The sequence below is a fragment of the Gordonia sp. LMA484 genome (assembly GCF_058129505.1).
Map to the genome: position 1 here is coordinate 135,539 of NZ_CM176700.1, position 14,601 is coordinate 150,139.

Annotated in this window: 13 protein-coding genes; 7 read left to right on the top strand and 6 right to left on the bottom strand. The window is 65.7% G+C overall.

Going from position 1 to position 14,601, the window contains the following annotated elements; genetic code table 11:
* Window positions 1-18 precede the first annotated feature (18 nt).
* The 5 genes from AC4AMJ_RS00580 (at window position 19) to AC4AMJ_RS00600 (ending at window position 5,084) form a co-directional block, all read left to right on the top strand.
* The gene (locus AC4AMJ_RS00580; protein WP_489916613.1) at window positions 19-867 is read left to right on the top strand and encodes a mycofactocin-coupled SDR family oxidoreductase; all 849 of its coding nucleotides are present in this window, start codon (window positions 19-21) and stop codon (window positions 865-867) included.
* Window positions 868-869: 2 nt separating this feature from the next.
* Window positions 870-1,688, top strand: coding sequence for an NAD(P)-dependent oxidoreductase (locus AC4AMJ_RS00585; RefSeq protein ID WP_489897515.1), 819 nt, complete (start codon window positions 870-872; stop codon window positions 1,686-1,688).
* 72 nt (window positions 1,689-1,760) lie between these two features.
* Window positions 1,761-3,245 (top strand): aldehyde dehydrogenase family protein, encoded by a 1,485-nt coding sequence (locus AC4AMJ_RS00590; protein WP_489918546.1) that lies wholly within the window; start codon window positions 1,761-1,763, stop codon window positions 3,243-3,245.
* Window positions 3,242-4,753: a class I adenylate-forming enzyme family protein gene (locus AC4AMJ_RS00595; protein WP_489916615.1), complete on the top strand. Its 1,512-nt coding sequence runs from the start codon at window positions 3,242-3,244 to the stop codon at window positions 4,751-4,753. Before AC4AMJ_RS00590 ends, AC4AMJ_RS00595 begins: the two co-directional genes overlap by 4 nt.
* 28 nt (window positions 4,754-4,781) lie before the next feature.
* A complete protein-coding gene (locus AC4AMJ_RS00600) occupies window positions 4,782-5,084 on the top strand; it encodes a hypothetical protein (protein ID WP_489901057.1) in 303 nt (100 codons plus the stop codon).
* Window positions 5,085-5,108: 24 nt separating this feature from the next.
* Here the strand turns inward: AC4AMJ_RS00600 and AC4AMJ_RS00605 are convergent, their stop codons facing one another.
* Window positions 5,109-5,729: a cysteine hydrolase family protein gene (locus AC4AMJ_RS00605; protein ID WP_489916617.1), complete on the bottom strand. Its 621-nt coding sequence runs from the start codon at window positions 5,727-5,729 to the stop codon at window positions 5,109-5,111.
* Entirely contained in the window at window positions 5,726-6,739 is a 1,014-nt protein-coding gene (locus AC4AMJ_RS00610) for a Rieske 2Fe-2S domain-containing protein (RefSeq protein WP_489916619.1), read from the bottom strand. The genes AC4AMJ_RS00605 and AC4AMJ_RS00610 overlap by 4 nt, the downstream gene beginning before the upstream one ends.
* Window positions 6,740-6,844: 105 nt before the next feature.
* On the opposite strand from AC4AMJ_RS00610, the gene AC4AMJ_RS00615 reads away from it, so the two are divergent.
* The gene (locus tag AC4AMJ_RS00615) at window positions 6,845-7,885 is read left to right on the top strand and encodes an LLM class F420-dependent oxidoreductase (protein ID WP_489916621.1); all 1,041 of its coding nucleotides are present in this window, start codon (window positions 6,845-6,847) and stop codon (window positions 7,883-7,885) included.
* A 321-nt stretch (window positions 7,886-8,206) separates the two neighbouring features.
* Here the strand turns inward: AC4AMJ_RS00615 and AC4AMJ_RS00620 are convergent, their stop codons facing one another.
* The 4 genes from AC4AMJ_RS00620 to AC4AMJ_RS00635 all read right to left on the bottom strand — a co-directional run bounded on the left by AC4AMJ_RS00620 (window position 8,207) and on the right by AC4AMJ_RS00635 (window position 12,782).
* Window positions 8,207-9,511 (bottom strand): amidohydrolase family protein, encoded by a 1,305-nt coding sequence (locus tag AC4AMJ_RS00620; RefSeq protein WP_489897510.1) that lies wholly within the window; start codon window positions 9,509-9,511, stop codon window positions 8,207-8,209.
* Window positions 9,512-9,594: 83 nt separating this feature from the next.
* Window positions 9,595-11,091, bottom strand: coding sequence for an acyl-CoA carboxylase subunit beta (locus tag AC4AMJ_RS00625; protein ID WP_489916623.1), 1,497 nt, complete (start codon window positions 11,089-11,091; stop codon window positions 9,595-9,597).
* A gap of 206 nt (window positions 11,092-11,297) precedes the next feature.
* Entirely contained in the window at window positions 11,298-11,519 is a 222-nt protein-coding gene (locus AC4AMJ_RS00630) for a hypothetical protein (RefSeq protein ID WP_489916625.1), read from the bottom strand.
* A gap of 33 nt (window positions 11,520-11,552) precedes the next feature.
* Window positions 11,553-12,782, bottom strand: a complete 1,230-nt coding sequence (locus AC4AMJ_RS00635; RefSeq protein WP_489916627.1) for an amidohydrolase family protein — start codon at window positions 12,780-12,782, stop codon at window positions 11,553-11,555.
* A 195-nt stretch (window positions 12,783-12,977) separates the two neighbouring features.
* Here AC4AMJ_RS00635 and AC4AMJ_RS00640 point away from each other — a divergent pair, with 195 nt between their 5' ends.
* Window positions 12,978-14,600, top strand: a complete 1,623-nt coding sequence (locus AC4AMJ_RS00640) for an AMP-binding protein (RefSeq protein ID WP_489916629.1) — start codon at window positions 12,978-12,980, stop codon at window positions 14,598-14,600.
* Window position 14,601: the final 1 nt, after the last annotated feature.

Here is a 14,601-nt window from a genome sequence, read left to right on the forward strand (position 1 = left end):
GTAGAAAGGCAGCATCGAATGGGAAAGCTCGACAACAAGGTTGCTCTGGTCTCCGGGGCCGCACGAGGACAGGGGCGCTCGCACGCGGTGAGTCTGGCCGCGGAGAGTGCACACATCATCGCGCTCGACATCTGCGCTGACCTCGAGGGCAACACATATCCCCTTGCGCGGCCCGAAGACCTCGAGGAGACAGCCCGATTCATCGAGAAGGAAGGCGTGCGCGTCCACACCGTCATCGCCGACGTGCGGGAGCGCAGCGCGGTGTGGACCGCGATCGCCGAGGGCGTCGCGCAACTGGGTCGGCTCGACATCGTCGTCGCCAACGCGGGTATCTGCCCGATGGGCAAGGGTCAGACCCTGCAGTCGTGGTCGGACACCATCGACACCGATCTGGCAGGCGTCTTCAACGTGATCCAGGGCAGCATTCCCCACCTCGGGGAGGGCGCGTCGATCATCGCCACCGGTTCGCTGGCGGCGCAACTGGGCAGCGCCACCAACCAGGGTCCGGGTGGATCGGCGTACAGTCTGGCCAAGCAGATGGTTGCCAGATACGTCAACGATCTCTCGGTCCAGCTGGCCAGGAAGAACATTCGCGTGAATGCCGTTCATCCCACCAATGTGAACACCGACATGCTGCACAACGAGGGCATGTACCGGGTCTTCCGCCCCGACCTCGAACATCCCACCCGGGAGGAAGCCGAGGCCGCGTTCCCGGCCATGCAGGCCATGAAGGTGCCCTATATCGAGCCGAAGGACGTCTCGGAAGCGGTGGTCTTCCTGGCCAGCGACGCCGCCCGGTATATCACCGGAACGCAGCTGCGCATCGATGCCGGCGGCTATGTGAAGTCGGTGCCGTGGAAGGGATGACAGTGACATCGACGTCTGAGGTGATCGGATTCATCGGGGCCGGGCAGATGGGTGAACCGATGGTTCACCGGCTCCTCGGCGCGGGACACAAGGTCGTCCTGTACGCCCGCCGGGACGAAGTTCGCGAGCGGCTGTCGGAGGCAGGCGCTGTGCTCGTCGATTCGATCGCCGACGTCGCACGCCGCGCCGACATCCTCATCCTGTGCTTGTTCTCCGACGCTCAGTTGATCGAACTCGCCGGTGGTGCAGACGGTTTCATGTCCAACGCACGGCCAGGCGCCGTGATCGTGACGCACACGACGGGCACCGTGAGCACCCTCGAGCAGCTGATCGCCGAACATCCCGGTGGGCCGGCTCTCATCGACGCCCCGGTCAGTGGATCCGCCGACGACATCACCGCCGGGAAGCTGACGGTTCTGATCGGTGGAGACGAGGCGGTCGTCGATCGCGTCGAGCCCGTGCTGGCTTCCTACGCGGATCCGGTGGTGCGAACCGGTGATGTCGGGACGGCGCTGAATCTGAAACTGGTCAACAACCTGTTGTTCGCGGCCAACGCACAACTCGTCTCTGCGGCAGTCGAACTCGGCGAACGCCTCGGCATCGGCACCAAGGAGCTGTTGTCGGCGGTCGAACTGTCCAGTGGGCGCAGTCACGCTCTGTCATCGGTGAAGCTGCTCGGCGACGTGGCCACCTTCGCCAAGGTGGCGTCACCGTTCCTGCGCAAGGACGTTGCCGCATGTGTCTCGGCGGCCGACGCGGCGGGCGTCGAACTCGGCTGGCTGCGCTCGGTGGTCGACGGTGGACCGCTGGAACTGTCATGAAAGGCGCGATCCGTGAGTATCGTTGACCGAACCGACCGGCATGCACCGACGGACCATGCGCACATGTCGCAGATGCTCGACTCCCAACGGCAGTCCTTTCTCGCCGACGGACCGCCTGACGCGGCTATCCGTCGCAATCGGGTCGATCGTCTGATGGCGATGATGGTGGACAATTCCGACGCCATCGTCGAGGCCCTGGTGACGGACTTCGGCAGCAAGTCGAGGCTGGGCACGCTGTCGACGGAGATCGTCGGGTCGATCGCACAGATCGAACACACCCGCTCGCATATCCCGAAGTGGATGCGTTCTACCGCACTGCTTCGCGCCGGCCGGGCGTTCGGTCTGCGCGCCGAGGTGCAGCCCTCGCCCCTGGGCGTGGTCGGCATCATCGGGCCATGGAACTTCCCGGTGCACCTCGTTCTGGTACCCGCGGCCGCGGCGCTCGCGGCGGGTAATCGCGTCATGATCAAGATGTCCGAAGTCACCGCGGCCACCGCCGATCTGATGCAGTCGCTGGCCGGGCGATACTTCGCGCCGACCGAACTCGTCGTGGTCACCGGTGGTGCCGATGTGGCCGCCGAATTCTCCGCGTTGCCGTTCGACCATCTCTTCTTCACCGGTTCCCCTGCCGTCGGCAAGCTGGTGCAACGAGCCGCCTCGGAGAATCTCGTGCCGGTCACCCTCGAACTCGGTGGCAAGAACCCGGTGGTGGTCGCGCCCGGCGCCGACATCGAGCGATCTGCCAAACGGATCGCCCTGGGGCGTATGGTCAACGGCGGTCAGGTGTGCATCTGCCCGGACTACGTGTTCGTTCCCGATGGCAAGGTCGACGAGTTCATCGCCGTTGCGACACGGACCCTGGCGGAGGCCTTCCCGTCGGTGGTCGGTGATCCCGAGTATCCGGCGAGTGTGAATCAGGCGAACTTCGACCGGGTGGTCTCGCTCATCGACGACGCCCGGGACCGCGGCGCCCGTATCGAATCGGTTGTGCCACCGGGGGAACAACTCCCGGACGCTGCCACGCGCAAGATCGCACCGACGATCGTCACCGACGTCGACGAGACCATGACAATCGCAGACGAGGAGATCTTCGGACCTGTTCTCGTGGTGCGGCCCTATCAGATGCTGTCCGAGGTGATCGGGTACGTGAACGACCACCCGGCACCGCTGGTCACCTACTGGTTCGGTGCCGACGACGCAGATTTCCGTGCCTACCTGCGCAGTACGCGCAGCGGTGGTGTGGCGCGCAACGAGTTCGGTCTGCACATGCTCCCCTCGGGGGCACCGTTCGGTGGTGTCGGCAACAGCGGCATGGGCGCCTACCACGGCAAGGCCGGTTTCGACACCTTCAGTCATCGCCGCACCGTTGTCGGCTCCGACCTTCCGTTCATGCTGACCACGTCGACCGCCGTCCAACCCTTCGGGCGGGGCGCACGACGACTTGCCGACCTGAGCCTGGCGACCGCACGCCGTCGGACGCGCAGGCGACTCGCCGACAGCGGGCGAACTCGCACCCGGCCGACCCGCGCCGAGACCGACCATGAGGTGACGACATGAGCGTTTCCCTACTACTCGAGATGGCTTTGTCCGCCTACCCGGACCGGGTGGCGATCGTCTCCGATGACACCGAGGTCACGGTGGCTGATCTGCAGCGGAAGGCCGAGGCGGCCGCCCGCCGCATCCGGGCGAGCGGCGCCGAACACGTCGCGTACGTCGGTACCGGTGGAATCATGCTGCCGCTGCTCATCTTTGCGGCCGCCGAAGCCGGACGTGCCTTCACTCCGCTGAACTACCGCCTGGGCGAATCGACGTTGCGGGAGTTGATCGACCGGCTGCCCGAACCCGTGGTGATCGCCGATCCGGAATACGCCGACGTCGTTCGCGGAGCCGGGCGCGCAGTGATCCGTTCGGATGAGCTGCTCACCGTCGCCGTATGCGCCGACGATGTGGATGGCGCGACGTCGGATGTCGCCAACGAACCCGACGATGTGGCGGTCGTGCTGTTCACCTCCGGCACCACGTCTCGGCCGAAGGCGGTGGAGCTCACGCACGGCAATCTGTCCAGCTACGTGATGGGCACGGTCGAATTCGCCTCGGCCGCAGCCGATGATGCAGTCCTCATCTGCGTGCCGCCTTACCACATAGCTGGCGTCGGTGCGGCGCTGTCGAACATCTATGCCGGCCGGCGCATGGTCTACCTGCGCCAGTTCGACCCCGTGCGGTGGCTGCAGCTGGTATGCGATCAGCGCATCACCAACGCGACCGTCGTCCCCACCATGCTCGACCGCATCGTGGCGGTGCTCGACGATGACCCGATCGAACTGCCGACGCTGCGCTCATTGGCCTACGGCGGCTCCAAAGTGCCGTTGCCCCTGGTGCGCCGGACGATGGAACTCCTACCGCACGTCGGATTGGTCAATGCCTACGGACTCACCGAGACCAGCTCGACGATCGCCGTCCTCACCCCGGACGATCACCGGGAAGCTCACGGCAACCCTGACTCCACGGTGGCACGGCGCCTCGGGTCGGTGGGTCGGGCGGTGCCCGGCATCGAGATCCAGATCCGCGACGAGAACGGTACGGTGCTGGGTCCCGGGCACACCGGTGAACTGTTCATTCGCGGCCCCCAGGTCTCCGGGAAGTACACCGACGTCGGATCGGTCCTCGATGCCGATGATTGGTTCCCCACCAGAGATGTCGCCAGCTGTGATGCCGACGGCTACCTGTTCATCGGCGGACGCTCCGACGACACCATCATCCGCGGCGGTGAGAACATCGCGCCGGCCGAACTCGAGGACGTGATCCTCGAACATCCCGACGTCGCCGCGGTCGCCGTGATCGGCGTCGACGACGACCGGTGGGGACAGGCGATCGTCGCCGTCGTCGTCGCACGGAACGCGACGGCACCCGACCCGGATGACCTGCGCGCCTTCGTCCGGTCGCGCCTCCGAGGTTCCCGCACCCCCGACCGCGTCGTGTTCCGTGAGGAGTTGCCGGTGACACCCACCGGCAAGCTGTTGCGGCGCGTCCTCGTCGATGAACTCAGTCCCGCCCCGGCCGAATGAGTCGGCCCGAACAACCAAGGAGCACATGGTGCTGACAACAGGTACCCGACTGCAGAGCCAGGTCTGCGACACCCAGGTCATCGTGATCGCCGCGACGGACTCGCTCGACGATCTGCGGTGCGGGGGCGTCGCGATGGTGGGGGTCGGCGAGACGGGCGCCGATGGTGGTCCCATCGATGACCGCTTCGCCGATGGGACCACGCTGGGGAAACGCTACGTCGACGACTCCGGTGCCGAGGTGCTGGTCACGAAGGCGGGGGCCGGATCGCTGTCGGTGGGGGACTCCCCACTGCGGTTCAAGGAATCGAAGGCGTTGCCCGCCAGTGACTGACGGACGCGCCACGGCGATCGTCGGTCAACGGTTCAGCCATGCACCGCACAGGTCGTCGGTGGAGGTGACCGTGGCGAGCAGCGACAGTGTGTTGTCGAGGACCGCCTGTCCGTAGTCGGCCGGGACGCCGGCCACAGCGTCCCGGGGTACGACGACCCGATAGGCCGCGTTGACCGCGTCCATCACCAGATTCGGGATCGCGATGTTGAGCGAGACACCTACGGCCACAACGGTGCTCACCCCGAGATTGCGCAGGATCGCGTCGAGGTCGGTGCCGCCCATCGGCCCGAGACCGTGCAGACGGTGCAACACGAGGTCGGTGGGTTCGGGACCGAACTCGGGCAACAGGGCGGCGCCCGGGGTGCCGGGCGCGATCGACACGGCATCCCGGCCCATCGCGAACAGCTTGGCATTGCGGTTGGAACCGCGGCCGTCGTCGCGTCGCTGGACCAGGCAATGGATCACCGGCACTTCGGCGTCGCGCGCCACCTTCAGCAGCCGCGCGATGTTGGGTAAGGCCTCCCGGCGCGCTTCGTCGGCGAGCGTTTTCAGTCCGGAGTCGGGCCCGACCACCGCCCCCTGACACTCTTGCGTCACCAGCGCGGTCCGGGCCGGGTCGACCAGGTCCGCGAGCCGCGTCGTCATACGCCGGCCTTCTCGGTGACCGGTGGCACCTCATAGAACTGCGTGGCCCATTGACGCATGGCCATATACGGTTTGGCGTCGATCCGGGCGAGGGGCGGCCGCTCGACATACTTCTGGTAGCGCCAGATGCCGAGATCCTCGAAGACGGTGACCAGGAATCGGCGCTCGACCTTCTCGCGGATGTGTTCCGGCGGCACGTCGGATTCGGCATCGCGATCCAGTGGCCACCAGATCGAGTAGAAGAGGTCGGAGTGGCCGTCGTCGACCGGTGTGCAGGCGAAGATGAGCCGATGATTCTGCGCGCCCTCGAAGGCGCTCATCGCGTAGCCGAGACCGGAGAAATGGCTGTGGATGCGCAGCGCCATCTTGTCCGGATCGTCGCTGGTGGTGTCGGGCCATCCGGTGAGGAAGCGCCACTCGTTGTCAACGGCCTCCCAGTCGAGGCAGACGGGCGTGACCGACGCGCCGTGGACGTAGCGGAAGTGTGAGCTGTCCGGGCCGTTCTCCGCGACGATCTGCGGGTGGACCGGTTCGTACTCCGCCTTGCGGGAGAACTCCGGATAGATCCGGTAGTAGCTCTCCGGACCGGGCGTGATCTCCGGGAACTTGGTGAATGGATCGGGGAGTTCCCACTGTGGCGGCTTCCCGTCGGGTTGGTACCACATGTAGACCACACCATGCTGTTCCTGAACCGGGTAGACGCGCAGCTTGAGCAACTTGTTGGGCCGATCGGGCTCGTACGGGATGAAGCGGTTGGACCCGTCCGGGCCCCACCGCCACCCGTGAAAAGGGCATTCGACGCAGTCGCCGACCACCTTGCCGCCGTGCCCCAGATGCGCGCCCAGATGTTTGCAGTGGCCGGTCATCACGTGCAGCTCGCCTGCCTCGTCTCGATAGGCGACGAGATCCTCGCCGAAGTACCGTAGCGCCCGGGTCTGTCCCTGCTCGAACTCGGGTGACCACCCGATCACGAACCATCCGGTGACCTTCCAGGTGAACGGTACTTCCATGTCGAACCTCCTCGGGCGAGTCGAACTGGCCATGGGGCGTCGGGCCGACATCGCATCAATTACTGTTGGTCTTACAGTAACTCAGCGGCCGACAAAGGGGAACGGATGAATGCGCAACACCTACGGATCGACTCGGGCGTGGCGAGCCGACTCGCCGGCGTGCCGGACGCGGCAACCGACGTCGAGCGCCGGGGTTTTGACGGCTGCTGGGCCGGGGAGACCAATCACGATCCCTTTCTGGCTCTCACCCTGGCGGCCGAACACACCTCGCGCATCGAGCTGGGCACCAACATCGCGGTCGCTTTCGCCCGCAACCCGATGTCGGTGGCAAGCCTTGCCTGGGATCTGCAGGACTATTCGCGCGGACGGTTCAATCTGGGCCTCGGCACGCAGATCAAGCCGCACATCGAGAAGCGTTTCGGCATGCCCTGGGGCGACCCGGTTGCTCGCATGCACGAATTCGTCGAAGCGCTGCATGCGATCTGGGATGCGTGGCGGGATGGCACGAAGCTGCGATTCGAGGGTCGGTTCTACACCCACAAGATCATGTCCCCGATGTTCACCCCTGAACCGTCGGCGTTTCCGGCTCCGCGGGTGTTCGTCGCCGCCGTCGGGGGCAGGATGACCGAGATGTGTGGGGAGGTCGCCGACGGTCTGCTGACCCATCCGTTCACCACCCGAGAGTTCCTGGACCAGGTGACCGTACCGACCCTGCGGCGTGGGCTGGACCGCGCGGGCCGCGATCGCAGCGAGTTCCAGTTGACCGCACCGGTCTTCGTCGTCACCGGTGAGAATGAGCGGGATCTTGCGGAGTCGGCGGCCGCCACTCGCCGCCAGATCGCCTTCTATGGATCGACGCCGGCGTACCGAAAGGTTCTCGAGCTGCACGGTTGGGGTGACTTGCAGACCGAGTTGCACGACCTGTCGCTGGCCGGCGAGTGGGAGACGATGGGCTCGCTCATCACCGACGAGATCCTCGCGACGTTCGCGGTGGTGGCGCCTGTCGACGGTGTGGCCGATGGTCTCCGTACGCGCTGCGACGGCGTGATCGATCGGGCGGTGCCGTCGTTGCCCAAGTCGCTGTCGGCCGACGCGGTCATGCAGATCTTGGCGGATCTGCGCGCAGACATCCCCGAGGCCGTCTGACCGCCGACAGAAACCGAGTTCGCGTCGACAGAACCCGAGTTCGCGCCGACAGAACCCCGAACCTCGCCGACGGAACCCGAGTTCGCGCCGACAGAACCCGAAATCGCGCCGACAGAACCCGAGATCGCGCCGACAGAACCCAAGGTCGCGTCGTCGGAACCCGGTGAGGGATTCTGTCGGCGCAATCCTGGGTTCCGTCGGCGCAATCCTGGGTTCCGTCGGCGCAATCCGAGGTTCTGTCGGCGAGATTCGGGGTTCTGTCGGCGCAATCCGAGGTTCTGTCGGCGAGATTCGGGGTTCTGTCGGCGGGATGCGGGTGGCTCAGCGCTTGGAGCGCTGCATTCCGGTGGCCGCCTTGATCTGCTGCTCCCAGGCGGCGAGCTTCTGCTCCGCGTTCGATTCATGCTTGCTGAGTGCCCGGATGCTGACGTCGTGATCGGCCGAGGCGGCGCGCAGCGCCCCCACTGTCGCCTGCTCCTTGGGCACATGCTTGAACGGGTCGAAGGAGTACCAGTTCATCGCGTTCTGATGCGTCATCTTGTTGATCTCGTCGTCGGGCACCTGCTCGGCGTCGAAGACTCCACCGAGCTCCTCGGGAGCGCCGGGCCACATCGAGTCACTGTGCGGATAGTCCATCTCCCACGAGATGTTGTCGATGCCGATCTGGTGGCGGAGCTTGACGCCCAAGGGATCGCTGATGAAGCAGGTGAGGAAGTGCTCGCGGAACACCTCGCTGGGGAGCTTGCCGCCGAAGTCCTGCAGCGTCCAGGTGGCATGCATGTCGAAGGTACGGTCGACGCGTTCGAGGAAGTACGGAATCCAGCCGGTGCCGCCCTCGGAGAGAGCGATCTTGAGGTCCTTGTACTTCTTGATCGGCTTGGACCAGAGCAGGTCGGCGGCCGCCTGCACGATGTTCATCGGTTGCAGGGTGATCATGACGTCGGGCGGTGAATCGGTGGCCGGGATCGACAGCCGGCCCGACGAGCCGATGTGCACCGACAGCACGGTATTGGTCTCGACGAGCGCGCGCCACAGCGGCTCCCAGTAGTCATCGTGGAAGCTCGGATAACCCAGCGCGGCGGGGTTCTCGGTGAACGTGAGCGAGTGCACGCCCTTCTTCGCGACGCGCCGGACCTCCTGCGCACACAACTCGGCATCCCAGATCACCGGCAGCGCCATCGGGATGAAACGACCGGGGTACGCGCCGCACCATTCGTCGATATGCCAGTCGTTGTAGGCCTGCACCAACGCCAGCGAGAAGTCCGAGTCCTCGGTGGCGAACAGTCGCGCGGCGAATCCGGGGAACGAGGGGAAGTTCATCTGCGCCAGCACGCCGCCGGCGTTCATGTCCTTCACACGTTCGTCGACGTTGTAGCAGCCGGGTCGGATCTCGTCGAGGCCCTCGGGTTCGAGGCCGTACTCCTCCTTGGGGCGGCCGGCAACGGCATTGAGGGCCACGTTGGGGATGATCCGATCACGGAACTTCCACATGTCGGCACCGTTGTCCATGTGCACCAGCCGGGGGGCGTCGTCGGCGTACTTCGCCGGCAGGTGGTTGGCGAACATGTTCGGCGGCTCGATGATGTGGTCGTCGACGCTGATCAGGATCATGTCGTTCTTGTCCACGTCGGTACTCCTTTCTGAGTCCTCTACAGTATGTCTTACCATAGCGGGCTTCGGAACCGCTTGGACGAGGAAGAATCGAGAGCTCAGGGCATTATGGCGGTGCGCATCACGGGCTCTGGTGCGGCTTGACGGGAGTACAGGCCGCGGCGCAGGGCGGTCAGCAATACATTGCGGGTCTCGCGCGGGTCGATCATCTCGTCGAAGCCCATGTGCTCGGCGGAGTTGTAGGAGGCGGCGAGCTCCATCTCGCGCAACACCGTCGCGAAGTCTTCGCCGGCTTTGGCGGCCTGTCCCATTGCTGCCGCGCCCATCGCACCCATCGTCGCGCCAGGATATGCAAACGTCGCGACCTGATCGTCGAAACCCAACAGCGACATGACCATCGACCCGAATCCGAACGCCTTGCGAAGCGTCACGTGCAGTTTGAGGGTGGTTGCCGTGGTCTGCGCGGTGAACATCCGGGCGCCGCTGCGCAATACGCCGCTTTGTTCCGAATCGCTGCCCGGGAGCATGCCGGGATTGTCGGTGAGGAAGATCAGCGGAAGGTGGAACGCGTCGGCCACGCTGATGAAGTGGGCCGCCTTGTCGGCGGCATCGGCATCGATCGACCCCGCCAGTACCAGTGGCTGATTCGCGACCACGGCGACGGGATGACCGCCGAGGTGGGCGAGTGCGCAGATGATGGCCGGGCCGAACTCCGGCTGGACCTCGAACCAGTCCGGCCGGTCGAACACAACGTCGAGCACGTCGCGGGCGTCGTAGACGAATTTGTTGTCCCGCGAGATGATGTCGAGCAACTCGGGTGTCTCGCGCGGTTCGCAGGTGTCGTCGACAGGCTGCGACGGGGGATAGGACCACGCACTCGAGGGAAAGTACGAGAGGTATCGGCGAATCGCGTCGAGGGCCGATTCATCGTCGTCGGTGACGTTGTGGACCACGCCGCTGGGCAGGGCGACGTCGGGTCCGCCGAGGTCTTCCTTCGAGACATCCTCGCCCGTGGACTGTTTCACCACCGGCGGCCCCGCGGTGAAGATGGCGCCGTGCGGACTCATCACGGAGAAGTCGCAGACCGGCGAGACGAGTGCGCCGTGTCCGGCGGACGGGCCGAGGACCCCGGAGATCAACGGCACCTTTCCCGAGCAGCGCGCCTGTGCGAGCAGGTCGGTGGGGGTGCGCCCATAATGGTCGCCGGTGGGGCGGAAACCGGCACCCTCGAGCAGCATGATCATCGGCACCTTGGTGCGTAAGGCCAACTCGGCAAGTCGATATCGCTTCGAGTTGCTGCCCGGCGCGATGGTCCCGGCGAAGGTGGTGAAGTCCTCGGCGCCGACGAGGACGGGGCGCCCGTCGATCTCGCCGGTCCCGGTGACGATGGCGTCCGCCGCGATGTCCCCGCCGACCAGGGTGCCGAACTCCTGGAAGGTTCCGGGGTCGAGCAGGTAGTCGATGCGTGCCCGAGCATCGAGCTTTCCCTTGGCATGGTGCTTGGCGAGCCGCTCGGGACCGCCCATCCCCCAAGACGTCTGCCGTCGGCGTTCCAGATCGTGGAGTGTCTCGGTCCAACTGTCCGCGTACGTCACCTGGCTGCCCTCCAGTGGCCGACGATGGTGCTGTGAAAATGACGATTTATAAATACACCGTTGTTTTATCAGAGGGCGGGGCGGGTCACAAGGCTGCCGGCTTGCCGGCGACTGCCTGCAGAAGATTGAAATATGTTCCACTGCTTGACTAGTCGGCAAAGCGGAGCACACCGTGTCGAGGCGGACGACGCCGGACGGGATTGGCGTCAGTGGTGACCGGAGGACCCTATGGGATCGGATTCGTAGATCTGGCGCAGGATCTCGTCGAGAGCGGGATCATCGTCGCGGATGACCTCGGCCTGCGCTCGCCACGTGTGCAGTTGCCGTCGTCGCTTCTTGACCTCGGGCATGGCCAGTTTGGAGTGTGACGCCGAACTGAGGCTGCTGATGTGGGCGTCGATCTCTTTGAGGGTTTCATCTCGGCGCATGCGTTGGTCCTTCGCTCGATGGTGCCGATCGAATCACGCGGTCGCCAGCGCCGGTGGTTGGGCCGCGGCGGGATCCGGATTGGCGATCGGCAGGCCCATGAAGCGTCGTGCGTTGTCGCCCATGAAGTCCCAGGTGCGTCTGGTGTCCATGCCTTCGGCGTATTTCCAGAAGCCCTTCGGCTCGGGCAGTCCCTCCGGGTGCGGGTAGTCCGACCCGAACATCACCTTGTCCCAGCCGACGGTCTCGACGACGTCGGACACCGATCCCTCCCAGAAGGGGCTGACCCAGATGTTGCGACGGAACACGTCGAGCGGATCCTCGGGGAAGTTCTGCGGCATCTTCTTGGTGAGGTCGGCCAGGTCGTGGAACAGGGGATGAATCCACGAACTGCCGTTCTCGACGCTCGCTATCCGCAGTGCGGGGAAGCGGGTCAGCGTGCCGTGGCAGATGAGGCTGCCGATCATGTCGGAGATCTCGCGGTGGCCCAGTGCCAACCACCGGAACGAGCTCATCGCCATGAAGTTCTTCGTGTTCGGCGGCTCCCACCTGTTCACGTACTCGTCGAGCGGTGGCTGGCTGGCGTGCAGGACGATCGGGAGGCCCGAGGCCTCGACGTCGCGCCAGAACGGATCGAACTCGGGTAGGGCGGGCGACCGCCAACCGTGCAGGCCCTTGACCGGCGCAGGCTTGATGAGCGCGACCTTCGCGCCGTTGTCGAGGATGTACTCGAGTTCGCGACGCGCGCCGTCGACCTCGGCGCAGTTGATGATCGGGGTCGAGAACACACGATCCTGGTAGGCGTACGTCCAGTGCTCGAGCATCCACTCGTTGAGCGCGTGGATGATCGCCAGCGTCAGTTCGGGATCGTCGGCCGCTGAGTGTTCGACGAGGCTGGCCAGCGTCGGATAGTTGAGACACTCGGCCACGCCCTGTCGATCGAGCTCGGCGACCCGGTCGGCGGGGTTGCGCGTGGCCGCGGGCGCGTCGATGGCCTTGCCCTGCATCTCGCGCAGGGTGAGACCCTCGGTGTTCTCGCCGGCGAAGAACTTTTCGTGCGCGCCGGGCGCTGCGACGCGGTCGAACGTGGGGTTCGGGATGAAGTCGGTGATCCTCCCGTTGATCGCGATCCGGGTGTGACGTCCGATCTGAACGTATTGAACGGCCTGCCTGTACTGCTCCGGCAGGTACTTGGTGAGCGCGTCCGCCGTCTCGTACATATGCGAGTCGGCGTCGAAGATCGGCGCGTCGGTGGACTGCGTCATGTCCGCCCTTCTGCTGTGCGTCGCGGCTGTGGCCCGAGGTCGGGGCTCTGTGCAACACTATCAACGGTAATGGCAACAGTAAACACCTTCGGCAGGCTGCCCGGCGGGGTCGGATCGGCCATTGTCGGGCGGGCGGGGTCGCGAGTGTTGTAATAATTACTGTTGCTGCGACGGTAACTATTGCTGGAGGCGCTTGTGCGGGAATGGACGGTCGGCGAGATCGTGGATGCGATCGCGCGCAAGGTGCCCGATCGGGAAGCCACCATCTGCGGAGACAGACGAACCACGTTCGCCGAAACCGCGGAACGCTCCCGCAACCTCGGGAACTACCTGGCCTCGCGCGGCCTGGGTGTGCGGGTACCGCGCGCCGACCTCGACCGCTGGGAGTGCGGACAGGATCGGATCGCCCTGCTCATGCACAACGACCAGTATGTCGAGGCGTTCCTCGGATGCGTGCGTGGCCGGGTTGTTCCGGTCAACATCAATCACCATTACTCTCCTCGCGAGATCACGGCTCTGCTCGACCACATCGCACCGTCGGGGGTGATCTTTCATCGGTCCCTGGCGCATCTGATCGCCGAGGCGACGCTGCCGGCAGGTGCTGATGTCCTCGTCGCGATCGACGACGGCGATGGGCCGCGGGTCCCGGGCGTGGTCGGCTACGAGGAGGCGTTGGCCATCGGGGCCGGCGCCGCGCCCGTGGCGTCGTCGCCCGATGATCTCCTGATGGTCTGCACCGGCGGCACCACCGGCCTGCCGAAAGGGGTGTTGTGGCGGCAGGCGGATGCCTATATCTCGACCATGACCGGAATGGAACACGAGTCCGAGGATGCGCTCCTCGGCTTCGTTCCCGAGACGGGCGAACCGTTCTTCGCGGTGTCACCGTTGATGCATTCCGCCGGGCTCTCCACCGCCCTGAGTGCCATCGTGGCCGGTCGTACTGCCGTCGTCTACGACAACCGCGATCGTTTCGACGCACGGACGGTGCTGGAGACCGCCGAGCGTGAGCAGGTGCGCATCCTCACGATGGTCGGCGACGCATATGCCGGTCCACTCGTCGCCGAACTGCGCTCCCGGTCCTACGACCTGGGGCAGCTCATCGGTATCGGCAGCGGCGGTGCCGCGATCAATCCGCGACACAAGTCGGAACTGTTGGAGTTGCTGCCGCACATCGCGGTTCTGGACACGTTCGGCTCGTCGGAAACCGGTGGCATGGCCACCAGCCCGAGTCTTCGCGGCGCCCCGGCCGAGACGTTCGTCATGCACCCGAGCGGGCGGGTCGTGTCGGCCGACCGCACGCGTTTCCTCGAGCCGGGTGACGCCGAGATCGGCTGGCTCGCCCGTGCGGGGCGAGTGCCGTTGGGCTACTTCGCCGATCGGGAGTCGACCCTGCGTACGTTCCCGGAGATCGACGGGCTGCGGGTGTCTATTCCCGGTGACCGCGCGAGTCTGCAAGCCGACGGGTCCATTCGCCTGCACGGACGCGACTCGTTGGTCATCAACAGCGGCGGCGAGAAGATCTTCGTCGAAGAGGTCGAGGAGATCCTGCGCAGTCATCCCGGGGTGGTCGATGCGCTGGTGGTCGGCCGCCCCAGCGAGCGGTGGGGCACAGAGGTGGTCGCCGTCGTCGCGATCGATCCCGACGTCGACCTCGGCGCCGACAACCTGCGGGAGTTCGCCGGCGGACATCTGGCCCGGTTCAAGGTGCCCAAGGAGATCATCGTCGTCGACTCGGTTGCGCGCCTGGCAAACGGCAAGGCCGACTACCGCTGGGCGCGGACGATCGCGACCCGCGGTGGGGCACTGACCGCGTCGTAGG